Origin of the sequence: Winogradskyella luteola (genome assembly GCF_019203985.1) — a bacterium.
GTDB lineage: Bacteria > Bacteroidota > Bacteroidia > Flavobacteriales > Flavobacteriaceae > Winogradskyella > Winogradskyella luteola.
Window position 1 is genome coordinate 207,421 of record NZ_JAGSPD010000006.1, and the last position, 20,790, is coordinate 228,210.

The window sequence follows — 20,790 nt, forward strand, 5'->3', positions numbered from 1 at the left end:
TCTGTGTGTTAAATCATTATTCGTTATAGAAGTAGACATTATCTACCCAAATGTCTGCTATTGTGTTATCTGAAACAAAGAACAGTTGTCCTAAATTTGCAGGATCTGAAAATCCGCTAAAACTAGATAGTGGTACATCAAGACTGACCCAACCGTTAGCGTCTATGTTGTTTAAGGCAGTCGAGTTTACAATGAATGACCCAAAGGATGTGCTGCCTATTCCTGTTCCACTTTCTAGTGAAAGTCTAATAAAATCTGAAGGATCTACTGTTTCTCTCACATTTATATCTACATGAAGATGTGTCATAGCACTTATATTGACTAAAGGAACGGTTTCATAGGTTCCAATACTCACAAAATTTAATGAAGTATAATTAATAATATTATCTGGTGTACCATCAGAAAATTGGGCTTGGATATCTACATTATTAGGATCTGAACCTGCACCACCTTGTGTTGTTGACCCACCAAAAAAGCCATTGTAATGTCTTACCGACACATTAGAATAAGCATCGCTGAAAAGTGACACTACGTTTGCAGCATCTCTCATTGGAACTGGGGCGTTAGGAAAAGGACCACTAGCTGTCACCTCTAAAGAGCCTTCTGCAGGTAAATCTCCTATCCTAGCTGTAATTGTTGCTGTTCCTTCACCAACGATATTTACCACACCTTCCTCTGATATTATAGCCACTGCGGGGTCTGATGTTATAAATGAAAAATAATTTGACGAGGCATTTACTGTTTGATTTGTACCCGATGGTAGGTTAACCTTGTACCCAATATCAGATATCGCAATACTAGAACCGATGAAGGCCTCTTGCACAATATCTTCACCATTGAATATTTGTGGTCGCTCTTGGCCTATTGTTCCTAGATTTTCAAACCTTAATTCATCTATCCAAAAGGTAAAGCCCATGCCCCCAGTGCTATTTGTTCCTGCTGAAAACAAAAACATACCTTTCTCTTGAGTCAATTTTGAAGGATCTGGCATTGGTATAATATATTTTCTCCAGTCTGTAGAGAGCTGTAAATCATTTAAGGTGACTACATAATCATTTTCTTCAAGATTATCACCAAAGCCTACCGTGCCAATCAAAGCTGTAGTAGAACCTTTAGCCCAAAACGTTAAAGCATCATACCCTGTTAGATCTCTTCCATCACCGCGATCTTCAAATACTCCTCCGATAAATCCTCCTTCTGGGTCATTGGGCACAGGTACATCTATACGTATAGAACTTGTACCCTCATAAGCCACACCATCATCAACCCCAAAGCCATTTACGTTAGCTCCAGCTGCTGGATCAAAAGATCTAAAAAACTGATCGGTTAAACCAACTGGTGCATCCGTAAAAATATCACCTTCTGTGGGGAATGTTGCCAATACAGCATCATCCGTAAGATCTCTTTCGCATCCATACGCCAGGATTAAAACTAAGCCTAGAATACAAATACTTTTTAATTTTATTGATTTTATAGTCTTCATCATTTACTATTTTTATTTTCCAATATTGATATGTACATAAGTTCTTATTTCCCATTCGGTACCATCAGGAAATCCTACTGGACTAAGAATTGGTGGTTGGTTAGGATTAGTCGCATTAGCTGGCGTAGCAAGTGGAGAATACCTAGGTGAAAACTCATCTAAAGATCTCCATGTTCCTCTTATACCAACTGTTGTGCTTGGTAAAATAAACCAGTCTGGTTTACCTAAGGAAGTGGATACGTCTAACATTAACTGTAGCGGAAACGTTAAGTTAAAGTCTCTATGATAATCAAAAGGCCCCCAATCATTTACTTTTACGTGCGTTTCGAACTTCATCTTTTTATAAATGGCTCTTATATCACCACCAAAGCGTTTAATCAATCGATCACTACTACCATTTGCTTGTCCATTTCCATAATAAAAGTTACCTATTAGACCTAAGTCTGAACTTACCTTAGATACCATTCTTGTATGAATTTCCCATAAATCTTCTGCTGGTGCTGAATTTGGGAAGATCAAAAGAGAACGGTCAGCCTGAAAACCAATATGAGCATCCATTGCCGTTGGTAAATGACGATAAACAAAACCTAAGTTCATTGCAAATTTAGCATCTTCAGCTCTATCGTTGTCCCATTGATACATCCACGTGCCAGGTGTAGGATCGTAAGTAAATAATATTTCACTTCCCATAGTTTCCCTATTACCATCTCTGACCGCAAAAGGATCGTCAATAAAGTTTCTAAGTCTACCAGGTGCATTTACATCATTTGGCATAGCATCAACCAAAGGTTTTTGCCACATAAAATTTGGAGCGACCTGAAAATTATCGAAAGAGTATGTAAATCCTGTTAAGAAATTGGTCATATTACCACTACCTGAATCTTTAAGCCTCCAACCTGTAAAAGTTTGTGTTGCATCTGCGCCACCATTAGCAACTAATCCCATTACAGAACCTTGTGCATACATATTAAACTTACCACCTTCGTAAGTCACTTTTACCTTTCCGCCCCAATTATCTTTACCAGAAATTTTATCTACGAATACTTGGCCTTCATCAACATCTTGAAAGGAACTACCGTTTAGGGGGCTACCACCCCAAATACCACCAACTGTAACACCAAACTTTCCAAATTCTCTCTCAATAGCTATAGACGCTCTTTCCATTGGCCATGGTGGAATTACACCACTTCGAACCTGATTGGGGTCTAAAACACGTCTTCCATTGGCATCAAATTCTACATCTGTTTCTAAATCTCTGTGATAAATACCGGTAACATCAAATTTTCCAATCTTGCGATGGTACTTCAATAGTGCCGTTGGGTTTGCTCCCCACCATAATTGAGGGCCAAAAGCAGCTTTTAAACCATCTAGGGATCCTTTACCATCAATTTCCAAACCTAATATTTCACCTCCATATATATCTAAGTTAGGGCCGTAGTTAGCTTCTGGGTAGAGGCCAAAGAAATCTCCTTCGTATTGCCAATGGTAATGGCCTGTACGGTAAAACCCTCTTAAATCAAATTCTTTTGCTTTCCATTCAAACTCTGCTTGATATAGGTTAACTCTTCCACCATCATCTACAATGGTAGTATTATCAGTAGGGTCAACAACCTGTTGCCGTGTAATAGTTTCATAGAAAATCTCATCAATGGGGTTTTGGGCTACATTGCCCACAATATTGAAATTTGCTGAAGCTCTTACATTTGATGCAGGATTGCCCTCTACTCCAATAAAGAAAGATTGCATGTGATCAAAGCCCAATTGATTTGGTCTTTGTTCTGGATTAGTTGCATCTACATTTTCTGGTGTGTCAATTAAACTACCACCTGTATTAAAAGTAGTAAACCTTGCAGTTAGTTGGCTCAATCTAATCTTTTGTGATTCATTTCCGCCTAGTGCAGCTTTATCCCCTCTTGCGCGAAGTACTGCATCCATTAACTGGATGTTGTCAAAATAATTTTTAACAAAATCTGCATCTACACCTTCATCATAAGGATTAAGCTGATGCACCTCTTTAAGTGCATAATATGCAGCACGCGGATATAATTTATATAGTCCTCGTTCATTTGTTGGTCCTTTTGCACAAATACCAAACCATTCTTCGTTCATGTTATTGCCACCAGGGGGAAGATCCTTTTCGTAACCACCATTTGGCCAAGTTGCAACAGTATTATGTACATCAAAATCCTTGGTCTGGTTCCATTTCCACCATCCATCACTAGATTGAAATGTGAATCCGCCGATAGAATTTCCTGCTTTCCCTAAACCTGCAACGTTTTGATAAATATCTTTCCAGTTACCGACATTATAATATGCTTGCATCAGTTGGTCTTCTTCATTTTCAATGGCATTAAAAGCATCTGACCCAAACTCAGCAAATAAAATAGGTTTGTTTAATTCATCTTTTACTCTTTGAAACGCATCGCCAAACGATATACCACGGTACATATTGGTGCCATAAATATCAATATCTTTACAATATTCCTTAACAATATCTAAATACAGTAAGTCACCATTACAAATGGCTACTGGCACTGAATTATCTATAGCCTTGATTTCTAATGCGGCATCGTTGAAGGCTTTGTAGAGTCCTTCAGCTGCTAAACGTATGCCTGGGTCTACACCATCAATTGGTATGGCCTCAGTCTCAGCTCCTGTCCAAGAAAGGTGGTAATTGTTTTCATTACCAATCATATATATTAATAGACCTGGCGTATCCTTGTATTTTTTAGCCATGTCTTTTACTTCTTTCATTAATACTTTTCGAGTTGCAGGATTGGTGTAATCTGTTTGTGGTACCCATGCTCCATTAATTGTTAGTCCATATGCTCCAAACTGTGTATTTAGCATAGTATAAATACCATAATTTTCATAGATGTAAGAAATCCATTTTGGCTCCAAACCATACGTACGAATTGCATTGACTCCCATATTTTTAAAAAGAAGCATTTCAGAATCTAGGGCAGCTTTGATTACATCGTCTGATTTATCCCAAATGCCTTTATCGAGTATTCCATTACCAATAGGAACATAATCCCAATTGATTCCATTGACTATAAAGTCTTCTCCATTTACAGTCAATTTCATTCCTTCGCTACTTTTTTGAACCGATATTTTATCAGCTTGTCCAAAGACAGGAAGCGCAAGACATATTAGTATTAACCTAAGAAAGTAATTTTTCATAATCTTGTTTTTAAAAAAGTTTAGTTAATTAGTTATATCGTGTAGGTGGATATAAACATATAATTAAAAATTATCAATTTCTTAATTTTATCCTATACAAAAAATATACAATGCAATGAAATGAGGTGAAATTTGATAATAATTTAGTTATTTACCTTTTAATTTGCGACTCTAACTTATTAATATTTAGTTGAGAATTACACGATTATATTGCCGAAAAAGCAATTTGTATAGGTTATGTATAGTCCTAAATTAATTTTGTATGGGTCTTAAATCTCTAAAATGTAGTTTGTGAGGCTTTGTTCGTGGTCTAATCCCATCTTTTTACGCAAACGATAGCGTTTAACTTCTACACTTTTATGTGAAATATTAAGTAATGGCGCGATTTCTTTTGAAGATAAATTTAAGCGCAGATAAGCACATAATCTTAAATCATTTGGAGTAATTGACGGATGGAGCGATTTAACTTTTTTCATAAAGTCCTTATCCACATTATTAAAAGCCTCTTCAAATAGCTTCCAGTCGTTGGTGTCGTTTAAATTTGAATTAATGAGCTTAATCACCTTTTTAAAATCATCTAACGATTTACCCCTGGATAATTCTTCTTTAATAGTATTAAGGAACTCATTACGCTTTACTAAATTCATTGTTGCAATTCCTAACTCTCTGTTTTTGTTTTCAATATCCAGCTGCAAGTTCTCGTTCTTAAATTCCATTAATTGCCGTTGATTTTCCAACTGCTTTAACTCTAACTCTCGTCCCTTTTTCTCAATAAGCTTATGTTTTTGCTTTTTGTAATAACGTATGTTTAAATACTGTGTAATTAGTGCCAAGAACAAGAATGACAAAACATATAATGTAATAGCCAATGGCTTTAGGTACCAGGGTTTATCAATAGAAAAAGTATAAGATAGCACATTGTTAGTAACAACACCACCAGTTATTGCCCTTGCTTCAAAACTATAACTCCCATAAGGCAGGTTTTCGAAAAACACTTCTGAATCTGTTGACCAGGCACTCCATTCGTCATAAATACCCAATAATCTATATTGGTATTTTGAAGATGAGAGTTTATCATAATCGGTAACACTATACTTAAACTTAAGGCTGTTATTTTTGTTTGATAATTCTAAATCCTCCTTATTCAAATCTATTGGTACCAATTCGCTGTGAAACGAACCATAAGACACCTCGTTTAAATAAATTTTATCAGAATTTTGCTGAAGTTTATTCAAGTTAATAATGAAATAACCATCAGTGGTACCAAATAAATAGTTTCCATCACCTAGATTGAGCAGGTCCTCAAATCCGGTCTTATTACTTCTTAGTTTGCTCGGAATGGATATGGTGTTTACATCGGGCTTATTTGACAACTTACCCGTTTCGATATATATAATTTCGTTATTATTGAATCCCCAAAGTCTGTCACCTTTTTTATCGTTAATGAGTTTACCCGACAAGTATTTTTCTTGACTCAAAAATGTACTCAATAGACTATCTTTTTCAAACCACTGTTTATCTTCGTTATAGCGATAAACACCCTCCTTATAGCTATAATAAATTGAATTGTTAAACTTTGCTATACTTGATTTTACACCTTGTTTTACTGCTATTTTTTTATAATTCAACACGTTAGTATAAGTACTGTCAATTTCTATTTTGTAAACCCCTTTATGCTCATGACTTACCAACACTTCATTTACACCTGAAAATTCAATATATCGCGAAGAAATATCAAAACCATTTATTTTATTTCGATATTGCCATTCATTATTAGTTATCTTTTCTAAAATGCTTAAACCTCTATAATTGCCTTGTATTAAAAGGTTAGGTTTACCTTCAATTTCCTTTATTTTCCAAGTCCCTTTTTCTTCTGAAATTTTTTGGGCTCTATCTTTATTGATTATAAAAGTTCCCTTGTCATGACCACAAAACAATGTGCCTTGCAAAATTTTTAAGAACCATACTTGACCTTCTGTACCAGAAACAAACTTAAAACTTGACTGTGAATCCAACGTTTTGTAAAACAACCCTTGGTTAGTTCCTAAATACAGATTTTCATTTGTTTTTACAGAGGCGTAAATTGTACCCAACGTCCCTTGTTTGTCTTTATAAACTTTATAAGGTGAATTTAAATTTATGACATTCACCCCATTATCTAAGCCCAGCCAAACATTGCCATCGGCATCTTCTTTAATCGATAGTACTGTATTGTTACTTAAGCCAGAAGATTTATTGATTTTTAGAATAGTATTGCCTTTATTATCTAATTGAATGATGCCATTAGATATCGTACCAAGCATAAAGCTTCCGTCCCTAAGTTTTGTGCTACTATATAAACTTACGTTAGATAAATCATTTTCGGCATAATTGCACTTTTTAACCTTGTTGTTCTGAAACTCATAAAACCCATCCTCTTTGGTTAAAAATAATAGTGTGTTCTGATTATCGAATATATTTATAATCTCAATATTATCAGTGCTTAAGTACGAGGTAACAAAGACTTCTTTTCCATTTTCTATCTTAAAAACGCCAACTCCATTTTTTTGAAAATAGATGGTTTCATTCACTTTGTACATTTTGTTGATTCTAGACTCGGACTCAATGACCCTAACACTTTCATCTAATGCATTATAAATGTATATTCTATCTAGAGATTGAAATAAGATGAATCCTTCTATATCTATAATACCCCAAAATTCTTCATCTTCCTTAATTTTAAAGGTTTTGTTCTTAGTTAAAGATTTATAAAAAAGACCCCCGTATTCATTTTTTGTCCAAAATCCAAAATCCATATAACCTCCAGAATAGATTCTACCCTCAACGACGTGTACTGATCTTAAAATATCATTATTAGGAGATTCGTACAATTGCCAATAAGCACCATTATATTCTAAAAGTCCTTTATTGTTAGCCACATAAATAAAATCGTTTTCACTTTGTGATACACTCCAATTTTGGTCTTCTGCATTATAATCTTGAGGAGTGAAAACCTGAATAGGAGGCACCTCTTGCGACTGAATATTCAGTGCTATTAAACATAATGAAAAACGAAGGATCTTTCTGATTAAGCGCATCAATCAATACGATGTTAATAACCTCTACCTATGCCTTAGTATTTTGACAAAACACGGTTTATTGTACAATGTTAAGGTACTAATATAAGTAAATAAAAGGATTAACCCATATTTGTAGAGGTCGTGTAGTAACTAAACATAGAGAAATATGAACAGGTTAAATACAAACTACTTATTAATATGCTTGAAATTGACCTTTATATCTGTTAAAGTTGCACAGCTAGTCAATGCTATTATCAAAAAACTGTAAACGTTTCTTTTAACTCTGCAAGTGAGCTTCCACCAACCCAAACATTAAATATGCCTGGTTCTACTTCCCATTTTTTGTTAGCCGTATAAAATTGAAGCATTTTGGCATTTATTTTAAAGTTAACAACTTTAGATTCTCCAGCTTTCAAATTTATTTTTTTGAAACCTCTTAATTCCTTTACTGGCCTAATGAGACTCCCTACTAAATCCCTTATATATAATTGCACTACTTCATGTCCTTCTCTACCACCTATATTGGTAACCTTTACAGATAGATTTATTTCTCCATCAATTGGTATTTCCGCTTGATCCAAATTTAAATTACTATACTTAAATTCTGTATAACTTAAGCCAAATCCAAATGGATAAAGTGCTGTTGAGGGAGCATCTCTATAACCTGAAGATGTCACTCTATTTTTTACCGGCGGTCTTCCCGTATTTTTATGATTGTAGTAAATTGGTTCTTGACCAACATTGTGTGGAAATGATATAGGCAACTTTCCTGAGGGATTATAGTCACCAAAAACCACATCTGCTATGGCATTACCAGATTCCGAACCTAAATGCCAGCATTCGAGAATAGAAGGAACAATCTCTGAGGGCTCACTAAGATCCATTGGGCGACCGTTCATTAAAATAATAATGATATTATCATTAACTTTTTTAATCGCTTTTAATAATTCTAATTGAAGTCCAAAGAAACCAATAGATGTCTGGCTTCTACCTTCGCCTGTTTGGTATGCATCTTCACCTATAGCCAGTAATACAAAATCTGCTTTCTTTGCGACTTCTACAGCTTCAAGAATACCCGAACGATCATCTTTATTAAATTTCAACGGACGTGAAAATTGATTTTCCCCAGCTTCAACGGTTGGAATAGTTAGGTCAACTCCTTTTTCATAATAAATTTTTGTGCTTTTACCTACAGCTTGTTTTACACCCTCCAATAACGACACTGCGCTGTTGTATTTGCCTTTGGCTCTCCAATTTCCCAACGGGGAATTTTTATCGTTTGCCAATGGTCCAATTACTGCAATACTTTTAATGTTTTTGGATAATGGCAATAAATCATTATCATTTTTAAGTAAGACGATAGACCTTTTTGCAACTTCTCTTGCTATGGATAAATGTTCTGGTGTATAAATTGCTTCTTGCTCTCTTTGGTTATTACAGTATTTGTATGGGTCATCAAACAATCCCAATTGAAACTTTATTCTCAACACACGCCTTACCGCATCATCAATAGTTTTAATTGACACCTTTTTTTTAGCTATCAAGGGTTTTAATGCGGCCTCGTAGGTATAAGACTCCATATCCATATCGCTACCGGCATTTATGGCAAGTTCTGCTGCATGCATTTTATCTTCAGCATATCCATGGGTCATCATTTCATGGATACTTCCCCAATCTGAAACTACAAACCCTTTCCAGTTCCATTTACCTTTTAAAAGATCCCTTTGTAACATTTTATGGCCAGTTGCTGGAATCCCGTCAATATCATTAAAAGCATTCATAAAGGTTGCTACGCCAGTTTTTGCAGCAGCCTCAAAAGGTGGCAATATGGTATTGTGCAGCTCAAACTCACCAATGTTAGCTGTATTATATTCTCTACCTCCTTCTGCAAATCCATAACCTGCAAAATGCTTTGCACAAGCCGCAACGGTACTAACATCAGATAAGTCTTTTCCTTGATAGCCATTTATTCTTGCTACTCCAATTTGAGTTGTTAAGTAAGTATCCTCACCAGCTCCTTCCATGACTCTTCCCCAGCGTGCATCTCTTGAAATATCTAGAACTGGTGCAAATGTCCAGTTTAAACCTGATGCTGCAGCTTCTTTAGCGGCTATTGACGCAGATCGTTCTATCATTTCTAAATCCCAGCTTGCACTTTCACCCAACGGAATGGGAAATATAGTTTTATAACCATGTATAACATCGTAAGCAAAGATTAATGGTATTTTTAATCTAGAATGCTCCATTACAATTTTTTGAGTCTCACGAATGGATGCAACCGAGGTTATATTTAACATTGAGCCGACCTCTCCTTTTTTCAATTTCTCTAATTTGTATTGATCCTTTTTAGATGAAGATGGGCCAGTGATATCCCTGCTACCACTATATTGAACTAATTGCCCTATCTTTTCATTAGGTTGCATTAGGGCTAATACGGAGTCTACTTTTCGCTCTATTACACTGTCTATTAATGTTATATTTTCTTTAGTGCCAGATTTTGATTTATTTTCAACCACACTATTTTGGGCGCAGAAAGTCGTATGACTTATCAGTAAGATTATAATGAGTTTTATAGCAATTACAATTTTGAAAAAGAAAAATGACGATGAATTCATGATAATAAATGAATCATTTAAGTATTAATTCTACAAAAACAGGAAAGTGATCTGATGGAAATTTAAAATCTACAGCAGTCGTAAAAACTGCATATTTCTCTACTTTAGGCATAGCAGATTTTGAAAGCAAGATATAATCAATACGTCTATTGGATGGTTCATTATATCTAAAGCCATTAAAAGTTCCATCATTGCCAAAACTGATTTTTGCAATATCCTTGGCATCAACGAGTGCTTCTTTTGTCGCTTTTATAACGTCGCTATCAGGCTCAACATTAAGGTCACCCATTAAAACTACAGGATGATTATTTTTGTTTAAATCTTCTATTTTTTTTAGAATGAGCTTTACACTTTCTTTTCTTGCTTTAGCCCCTACATGGTCAAAATGCGTATTGAAGACCCAAAATTTTTTCCCATTACTTAAGGAAGAAAACAACCCATAGGTACAAATTCTAGGCAAGGCAGCGTCCCAACCTTTGGACATTGTATCTGGAGTTTCTGACAACCAAAATGTATCATACACATCAACTTTTAATGTTTTACTATTATAATAGATAGCAGAATGTTCTCCATTACTACCTCCATCTCTACCTTCTCCAAAAGACTTGTAATCCATTAAAGCTTTGTTAAGATCTTCTATTTGATTTGGCAAGGCCTCTTGAACGCCTAAAACATCAGGGCTTAAAAAACGTATTTGTGAGCTTAAGAATGCTTTTCTGTGAGACCAGGCATTTTCTTTATCATTTTCAGTATCTAATCGAATATTGTAAGTCATAACCTTGACCGTTACAGTATTTGATCCAACCTTAGTAGTTAGAGTTTTACTATTCTCACAAGTAAAAACGGTAAATAGTAATAGCATTGTAAATAGACCCTTTAATTTCATGATTCGTTTTGTTTTTGAAAAACTCTCACGTAATTCACTAGCATTTTGTTAGGGAAAGCTGTATCGTCTATACCTTTTCTCCCTCCTAACATGCCACCAACAGCTACATTTATTTTGAGATGAAAATCTTGATTAAAAGGCCATTCGTCTGTAGTTGTATTTTCATTTTCAATACGATTATAGACCTTACCATCTAAAAGAAAACTCATATCAGCTGGCGTCCAGACTAAGCTGTAGGTATGAAACTTATCATAAGGTTTCTCAATATAAACACGTTTGCCTTTTTGGGTACCTTTCATATGATTATATGCTTTGCTATGTATAGTGCCAAAAATAGAATCTGGATCGAAACCAACGTGTTCCATAATATCAATTTCGCCACATTTTGGCCAGCCAATCTCTTCCCAATTTTGGCCAAGCATCCAGAATGCAGGCCATAGACCAATCCCCTCGGGCAGTTTTGCATTGATATCTATACGCCCATAGGTCCAATCTGCCAAATCTTTTGTAGTAAGACTTGCTGAAGTATAATCTGCGTAGGGTTTTTTGCTAATCCAATTAGGTCGGGTTTGGTTAAGGTAATCTGTATTTTCAATCGTTTCTTTGCGCGACTCAATTACAAGATATCCTTTTTCTACTCTTGCATTCTCAAGACGATTAGTGTAGTACTGTTTTTCTTGGTTTCTTTTGAAGCCAATTTCATAATTCCACTTTAGAGAATCAGGTTTCCCACTGTAACTAAATTCATCACTCCATACCAATTTATATCCTTTCGTGGTTGGGCTCTTTTTCATCCTCTCGAACACCAATTCGGGTTCATTGGTAGTAATGTAGTCAAAACCATTGGCAAGCAACCAATCTATATCCTCTGCTTTATTGACTGTCCAAGCATTGAGCTTAAGTCCTAATTCCTTAGAATCTTCAATATAGTTTGGATGTTTTTTAAAAATCGAATGATAGTAATCTAGACCATCTATATTATCTGTTTTTAATTTTTGTGGGTTTTTAGAGCCATTTAAATAAAGAACTTTTGCTTTTGGGTCTATCTCTTTGATCCTCTGAATAATTCCATAACCAAAACTAATGTAGTAGGACATGTAAGATTCTGCCCCTAACTCCTTTACTATAGCAAGGGTTTTCTCTGCCATTAACTTGCTTCTTTCTTTTATTCTAGAGGGTTTGATTTCACAGACCATACCTGTAGAATCATTATCTTTCATACCAGCCTCAATGTAATCTCTTAAGGTTGGTAATTTTTCGCCATTAGATAACTTATGCTTAGCTAATTCATCATAAGTATTTTCTTCTATGATAAGACCTTTATAGTCTGCATCGTGAGTTACAATTAAAATATTATCTTTTGTCATGCGCACATCAAATTCAGATCCTGTGCAATTCAATTCTATGGCATATCTTAATGCTGCAATAGAGTTTTCTGGAAATCCTTTCGCTTTCCATGCGCCACGATGAGCAATAACTGGATTATTAGCAAAAACAATAGTTTCCGAATTTTGACCTGTATTGCAAGAACTAAACAGGGCACAGATGAATAAGAATAAAAAACAGCGCATATATACAATTTTAAGTTTATGATTGGTAATCCTAAAAATATAAGGGCAAGATTTACTTGCCCTATATATCTTTAAAAAAACTGCTAACTCAATCAATTTTAATAACCGTCATTCTGTGGGTAACCAGAACCCAACAAATCTAAATCTCTTTGTGCTATTGGCCAATTAATATAATGTGATTGCCAATTGGTTCTAGGATCTTTAGCTCCTAAATTTGCTGGGAAAAATTCACCATCCCCTGCATAACTGGTAATCTGAAAATCTATAACTTCTTGACCCATTCTCTTTAACGTAAACCAACGTTGACCCTCAAAAGCAAGTTCTCTTGCGCGCTCGTCTAAAATGGCTTGTTGATCAACACTTGTTAATGGCGCAGCGTTAGCCCTTAATCTTACGGCGTTGATATATGGTAATGGATCACCAGATGACATCATCATAGCTTCAGCTGCGATTAAATATGTTTCAGCCAATCGGTAAACCATAATATTACTTCTATTTCTATAAGAGTCTTCATTGTCATCATCTTCAGCAAATTTTATACAAGAAGGGTGTAGTCTTTGGTAATAACGTTGGTACTGAACACCCTCCGGATATTCATCACTGATAGGTTTATAGATATCAATTTCTTGACCTATATTGTCACCTTCATTATAAAAAAACTTTCTTCTAAAATACGTATTATCATCTCTGTCATCATTTGGATCTTCTTCTAAAAGGTTCAATAAATATAAGTTTGGTAAAACTCTAGAAAACCCTCTTCCGCCTTGATCAATGTCTTCCTCTATACCTGGAATTTGAAAATATTGCGTTACGTAATTAGCATTCATCATGGTTACATCTCCACCTCCTAACAAATCATCTTCTGACTGAATGACAAATAAAGCTTCAGAATTATCCTTATTGCCTGCAAAAACACCTGCTGTAGTAGGCACTAAACTGTGTGGGCTATCTGGATCTTCAATAACGTCTAATGCTTGATCTTTTGCTTCTTGCCAGTTACCTTGCCACATCGCAACCTTAGCCTTAACATGCTTTGCTGTACCTTTGGTAACACGACCAAATGTATCTACCCAATCTAAATTCTCAATGGCAAAATTAAGATCACTATTAATAAGTGCAAAAACATCTTCTTCTGAAGATTTGTCATTGATGACATCGAATGCATTTTCCACAGTCACAGTTTCTGTATTTATATAAATGTTATTAAACATTCTATATAAGTAGAAATAAGAATGTGCTCTAAAATATTTGGCTTCAGCAATAACTTTTAATCTCACATCTTCATCTATACCGTCAATATCTTCTGCTGCATTAATAATGGCAGTTGCTTTGTTAGATATATTATAGAAATGCTTCCAAAATAAAGTAGATACAAAATTGGCACCTTGATCTACTGGGGAAATACCCCTTTGATAACGCCCCATTAAACCTGTATAGCCTGTTCTACTAAACGCTAAATCGCTTCGAGACGACATAAGAACTGCACCCATGTAATCTTCTGTAGCGTTATCATAACGGTCTCTTTCAAACTTATATAAACTCACAACTCCAGACTTTAAACCTTCTTCTGTTGTGAATATATAATCTGAATCAATTAATGTACTTGGTTGTTCGTCTAAATAATCATTACAAGACGCTAGCACAAAGACTAACATCAATGAAAAAAGCAGACTCACTTTTAATTTTGAATAAAAAAATGTCGTTTTCATAATATTGCTCTTTTTTTTAATTTTTAAAATTTAACTCTTACCCCAAAGGTAAATGCGCTTGCATCTGGATAACCAGTATCTGCGTTAGAAAAGGTTGGTCTAATGTTAACCTCAGGACTATAGCCTAGATAATCTGTATTTGTAAATACGTTTGTTGCTGTAATATAAAACCTAATTTGATCAAAACTCAATTTGGATGATGTTTTATCTGGAAGTGTATAGCCTAAACTTACCGTTCTTAACCTTATATACGATGCATCTTTAACAGCTAAAGCATTTAAATACTGAGGTGTCGCATCAAAATTTGGTCTTGGAAAGGAGTTTGAAGGGTTTTCTGGCGTATAGTAATCTACCTTTACTCCATTTAATTTTCCGGACAATGTTCCACCATTGTTAAAATCTGATAAGAATGGGTTAATTTTAGTAGCTCCTTCTACAGCGTAGAAATCCAAAAGGAGATCGAATCCTTTATACGCAATAGTCGTAGATAAAGAACCAAACCAATCTGGATTTGGGTCTATAAATATACGGTCTTCTTGTGTAATTCTTCCATCTGGTCGTCCTGTAAGATTTCCTTCTTCATCTACTCCATTTGTATCTCTAACTCTAATATCCCCTGGTGCCAAATTTTCTTGTGGAAATGCCGAATCTGGGTTGGCTTGTGGTGCATTTGCAAAATCATCACCTTCTTGCCAAATGCCATCAAACTGATATTGGTAAATAACACCGACTGGCTGACCCACGTAGTAATTAAAAGTGTTATCTTCTGTAATTGAATTACCATCACCATCATTGTAAAGGTCCAAAATCTCATTTCTGTTATTAGACCAATTTGTAGAAACTGACCATCTAAAGTCTTCAGTATTAATGATGTTTGCCGTTAAACCAAGTTCCAAGCCTGTATTCTGTAATTCCCCAGCGTTAAAAAACGTAGAGTTAAATCCTGTAATTGAAGGTACTCCTCTTCTTAATATCAAATCTGTTGTTCTTGCATCATACCAGTTAATACTACCTACTAAAGTTCTATTGAACACTGAAAAATCTAAACCTAGGTTTAAGGTTGTTATTCTTTCGAATTGTAAATCTGGGTTAGGTAATATAGTTGAAGGTGAAAAACCCGAAGCAGATTCACTATCAAAAATATAAGGTTGAGGATCTGCTGTAAAAAGTGATGTATATGGACGTCCTAAATCATTAACTAACGATCCGTAACTTGCTCTAAGCTTTAATTCTTCAATATATCCTACATCTTCTAAAAAGCTTTCTCTGTGGATTTTCCAACCAAAAGATGCTGCAGGGTTGTAACTCCATTTATTACCTTCGCCATTTACAGATGCACCATCTGCCCTCATGGTAGCTTCAAATGTATATCTATCCATTAAAGTATAGTTTACCCTTGCCATGTAACCCAAATATCTAATGGTAGTTTCATCACGTTCTACAAACACATTGTTTAAAGCACTTGTAATTCCATTATAACCTAAGTCTTCGTTAGAGAACCCTTGCCCTTCTGTAAATGTGCGAGAAAATTTATTCTCTTGTGCCGATTGCACTAAAGTGACATCTAATCTATGATTGTCTGCCAATTGCTTATTATATTTTAAAATATTCTCAACTAAATACGATTCGCGCAATTGATTATCAATTCTTGCGATTCCCATTACATCGTCACCAGCAGAACTTAGAGATGATAAGTATTGACCTCTTTCTGAATTTCGTCTTGTTAAATTGGCTTTTAACTGGTATTGAAGATCGTTTGTTATATTCCAAATTGGAGTTACATTAACGACAAAATCATTTCCTTTTTCATCATGATCTTGTTCCCTTAAATTCCACAATGGATTAACTGCTGTATCTTCTTCTCCACTTGGGAAACGCGTAATATTTCCATTTTCATCAAAAGCGCTTCCTAACGGTGAAGTTGTAATCACATTAACATTTGCGGCTCTTGCAACATCATCATTTAAAATATTGATATCGAAATTCACTGAGAATTTGTTACTTATTTTTTGATCTACGTTAAGACGCAATGTTCTTCTTGTATAACTAGAGGTTGGGATAAGCCCATCTTCCTTAAAGTAATTTAAACTTCCAAAAACCTTAGTTTTTTCAGTACCTCCACTAACACTAATGGCTTGACTATTTACAAAACCGTTTCTTACCAATTCATCTTCCCAGTCTACAAAATTATTATTAGCTATATTTTCTAATTCTACCTCAGAAAAAATGTCTACATCATCGGGATATGTATCGTCATCTCTATTTGTTCTCACAGCTTCACGTCTTAATTGCGCAAACTCTTGTCCATTATAAACATCAAAATTACGCTCTATCTTTTTTGTACTTAAAAACCCATGATAACTGATAGTTACTTTTCCTATTTTACCACGTTTCGTAGTAATTAAAACTACGCCATTAGCACCTCTAGACCCGTAAATGGCCTGAGCAGATGCATCTTTTAGGAATTCTATAGATTCTATATCATCTGCATCAATATCTTCTATTCCTTCATCTCTAATGATACCATCCACAACATAAATTGCACTGACGTTACCTTCAATAGAGCCTTGTCCTCTAAAAATAATATCTGATGTCCCTCCTGGTCTTAGCGTACCACCTCCTACATCAACTTGCAGACCCGCAATTCTACCTCTAAGCATTTCGTTTACATCTGAGGTTGGTGTTAATATGGCTTTTTCCATATCGGTTGAAGCCACAGCATTAACGAGATCACTTTTCTTTTGTGTACCATAACCTATGACAACAACTTCGTTAAGAGCTTCTGCATCTTCTATTAAACTTACGGTTATCGTTCCATCAGTTACGGTAATTTCTTGAGTTTTATAACCTACGTAAGAAATTACCAATATTGCATTAGGATCTTCTACCGAAAGTGTAAAATTACCATCAAAATCTGTTGACGTTCCATTTGCTGTTCCTTTTTCTAATACAGATGCTCCTGGTAGCGGCATCTTATCTGATGCTGTTAACACTTTTCCATTTACCGTTATTTGTGCTGCCAATGACAACGAGCCAAAAAGTAGAAAAAGAAATAGGCATTGCTTAATTCTTGATTTTTGAAATTTTAATTTCATGGATAATTGATTTGATTAAAGTTAGGTCGCAAAAAATGGCTTGAACAATTAAACTGAGTTTAGCGCATTATGCTATCGTAAATTTAAGCTCAAATCATTATCATATTCTCAATTATAACCACGACAAAAAACAGACATTGCAAAATTGATATAAAAAATACATGATTTAAATAAACGAAACAACCTTAAAAGACTAACATATACATTCGCATGTTAATTTTCTGTAAACTCACTGAAAATGGTGATAAAATTATACTTGTCGTGGTAAAGTCTAGGTAAAAAAGAGTGGCGTAGTGAGACTAAAATTTTAAGATATAATTAACTAAGCTTTCATCATGGCTCAAATTGAGTCTTTTTCTTAGCCTGTAACGCTTTGTCTCTACACTTTTTGTTGAAATATTAAGTAATGGCGCTATTTCTTTTGATGATAAATTAAGCCTTAGGTAGGCACAAAACTTTAAATCATTAGGAGTTAAATCAGGATGTTCTGTTTTAATTTTATCTAAAAAGTCTTTATCCACATTATTGAATGCCTGTTTAAAAAATCTCCAATCTTTGTTGTTTTTTAGGTTAGCATCTATTAAGTCTATGGCACTTTTTACTCCTTTTTTATCTGTACTGGTCTTTAGCTCTTTTTTTATTTTACGCAATAACTCATTCTTTTTTACAATACTCATGGTAGATGTTGCCAACTCTCTGTTCTTACTATCAATATCTTGACTTAGCTTATCATTCTTTACTTGTATGATCTGTCTTTCATTTTTTATTTGCTCATGCCGTAATATTCTTTCGTAGTAAAACTTGTAAGCTCTATGAATCAAAAAGCCAATACCTAAAAGCAAAAGAAGATATAATAGAATTGCTAAATTAGATATGTACCAAGGTCTATTAATGGTAAATTGATAATTTACGACATTATCAGAAAGTTGATTCTCAATTTTTGCTCTAATGTCTATAGAATAATCTCCATAAGGTAAGTTTTCAAACTGCATAGTCGGAGATTTTTGCCATGTGCTCCAACGGTCCGTTTGACCATTGAGCTTATACTGGTAATTAACATCTGTAAATCTGCTATACTCTGGTACCGAACTGCTAAAAATTATAGTTCCATATTTATACTTAAAATCCCCCATTTCACCCAAATGCAAAAACCTCGTATCATTATTTAAATCTTTAAGCTTGACTGCGTTTAAATAAATAGTGTAAGCAGACGATTTGTTTTCAACCTCAGATAAGTTTATAGTTAAATACCCATTAGAAGTTCCCAAAATATAACGCCTTTTGTTTATATGCTGTATGTTTTCAAAACCTTGAACGCCTTTTCTCAGGTTTGAAGGAATGGCTACATTATGCAATTCTGGCAGGTTAGTGAGATTATCGTTTTCAATAAAACTAATATTATCCTGAGAGAACAGCCATAATTTATCGGTTTGGTCTACTACGACCTTTACGGCTTTGTGCGACAAAACCATTTTGGTTAATATGCTGTCCTTAACAAACTCTTCTTTACTTTTAAGGTATTTAAAGACACCATCTCCTGAGGCGTACCAAATATTATCTTTGTAAGTGATTAGACTGGAATTTTTTCCAAGCTCCAATTCAGATTGCCGTTTGGCATCCGTTACATGTCGCAAAGTACTATCTAGCTGTATTTTATAAACACCTTTATATTCGTGGTTAACTAAAATTTGATTTAAGTCGTTAATCTCAAAAAAGCGTGAGGAATTTTTAAAGGCTTCTATTTTATTTCTCACCCTCCAGACATCCTTATTTTTTTCTAAAATGTATAAGCCGTCGTAATTGCCCTGAAGTAAAAGATTGTTGTGGTTTGGAACTGTTCTAAAATTCCACGCTCCTAAAATAGGACTGATTTTTTTCGCTACCCCTCCTTGTATTAAAAACGTACCTAAATGATGACCACAAAATAAGGTTCTATCATTGTCACTAAAAAGGCTCCAGACCTGACCAGCCGTACCATTAATGAATTTAAAATCTTCATCAGCTTTTAATGGCCTATAGAACAAACCTTGATTTGTCCCTACATACAATATATTATTGAAAATTAGAGTGGTGTAAACCGTGCCTATAACCCCATTATAATCAATGAATGTTTTAATCGGTGAATTAACATTTACGCAATTAATACCATTATCTAAACCGAGCCAAACATTCTTATCTCTATCCTCAAATAAGGATAATACGGTATTATTCGCCAACCCTTTGGTTTGATTTATTTCGTACTCAATTTCACCATTCTCTGTAATTTTAATCAATCCATTAGAAATAGTTCCAATAGCCAAGCTACCGTCTTTAAGCTGAATACTACTGAATATGTTTAGTGATCTTAGCCTTGGGTTGGAGGGCACATCCCATTGTTGCAGCTTATTCTCTTTGAATTGAAACAAACCAGAATGACGTGTAAGAAGCACCACAGATCCTTTATTGCTAAACATGTTTATTACACGATCCTCCAAAATTATGTCATCATCTATCAATAATTTAGGCTTACCTTGTTCAAGAATATAGATGCCTTCATTAGCTACATGATAATATAGCTTATTGTTAATGTTGAATACCTTGTATATAATATTTTCTGAAGTTATTGACCTAAAACTCTCAGTAGAATTATCATAAAAAAACAATCTGTGTCCAGACTGAAAAACAACCCGATTGTCGTATTCTATAATATTCCATATCTGGTCATCATACAAAACTTCATCATCCAATTTAGGAATAAGGGATCTGTAATTTAATTGCCCAAATTCATTATGCTCCCAATACCCAAATTCTTCATAAGCACCTGTGTATATTACATCATCAATAATTTTTACAGCCCTTAGAATAGTATTGTTTGGAGATGGATAAGTTTTCCATTCATATCCATTGAATTCCAATAATCCTGAGTTATTGGCCACATAGATAAAATTCCTGGAATCTTGTGAAATCATCCAATTTTGATTTTCAGCACCATAATCGGAAGTCGTAAAAGTTTCAATAGGTGGTAATTCTTGACCATGAGACATCAAGCCAACGAATAACATAAAAATAGGAAGGATAATTTTCATTTTAAATTTCAGCAGATAGTGCATAGTATTACAGCTATTTGTAAATATAATTCTTGAACATGAGTATACAAAGTGCCAATACTACTTGTATTAGCATTTAACATTTATATAATGTACAACACTA

At 34.6% G+C, this 20,790-nt stretch carries 9 protein-coding genes; all 9 read right to left on the reverse strand.

Annotation, left to right across the window (positions count from 1 at the left end):
• Window positions 1-16: 16 nt before the first annotated feature.
• Window positions 17-1,486, reverse strand: a complete 1,470-nt coding sequence (locus KCG49_RS09385; protein WP_256259935.1) for a carbohydrate-binding protein — start codon at window positions 1,484-1,486, stop codon at window positions 17-19.
• Window positions 1,487-1,495: 9 nt separating this feature from the next.
• The gene (locus KCG49_RS09390) at window positions 1,496-4,666 is read right to left on the reverse strand and encodes a glycoside hydrolase family 2 TIM barrel-domain containing protein (protein WP_218546095.1); all 3,171 of its coding nucleotides are present in this window, start codon (window positions 4,664-4,666) and stop codon (window positions 1,496-1,498) included.
• Between the two features lie 269 nt (window positions 4,667-4,935).
• The gene (locus tag KCG49_RS09395) at window positions 4,936-7,743 is read right to left on the reverse strand and encodes a triple tyrosine motif-containing protein (protein WP_218546097.1); all 2,808 of its coding nucleotides are present in this window, start codon (window positions 7,741-7,743) and stop codon (window positions 4,936-4,938) included.
• 236 nt (window positions 7,744-7,979) lie between these two features.
• Complete coding sequence (bglX, locus tag KCG49_RS09400) at window positions 7,980-10,340, reverse strand: beta-glucosidase BglX (protein WP_218546098.1); 2,361 nt, start codon at window positions 10,338-10,340, stop codon at window positions 7,980-7,982.
• Between the two features lie 13 nt (window positions 10,341-10,353).
• Window positions 10,354-11,226, reverse strand: a complete 873-nt coding sequence (locus tag KCG49_RS09405) for an endonuclease/exonuclease/phosphatase family protein (protein ID WP_218546100.1) — start codon at window positions 11,224-11,226, stop codon at window positions 10,354-10,356.
• Window positions 11,223-12,797: a glycerophosphodiester phosphodiesterase family protein gene (locus tag KCG49_RS09410; protein WP_218546101.1), complete on the reverse strand. Its 1,575-nt coding sequence runs from the start codon at window positions 12,795-12,797 to the stop codon at window positions 11,223-11,225. The genes KCG49_RS09405 and KCG49_RS09410 overlap by 4 nt, the downstream gene beginning before the upstream one ends.
• A 98-nt stretch (window positions 12,798-12,895) precedes the next feature.
• Complete coding sequence (locus KCG49_RS09415) at window positions 12,896-14,506, reverse strand: RagB/SusD family nutrient uptake outer membrane protein (RefSeq protein WP_218546103.1); 1,611 nt, start codon at window positions 14,504-14,506, stop codon at window positions 12,896-12,898.
• Window positions 14,507-14,529: 23 nt separating this feature from the next.
• The gene (locus KCG49_RS09420) at window positions 14,530-17,601 is read right to left on the reverse strand and encodes a SusC/RagA family TonB-linked outer membrane protein (RefSeq protein ID WP_218546105.1); all 3,072 of its coding nucleotides are present in this window, start codon (window positions 17,599-17,601) and stop codon (window positions 14,530-14,532) included.
• A 299-nt stretch (window positions 17,602-17,900) separates the two neighbouring features.
• Complete coding sequence (locus KCG49_RS09425) at window positions 17,901-20,666, reverse strand: LuxR C-terminal-related transcriptional regulator (protein WP_218546107.1); 2,766 nt, start codon at window positions 20,664-20,666, stop codon at window positions 17,901-17,903.
• Between the last annotated feature and the right edge of the window lie 124 nt (window positions 20,667-20,790).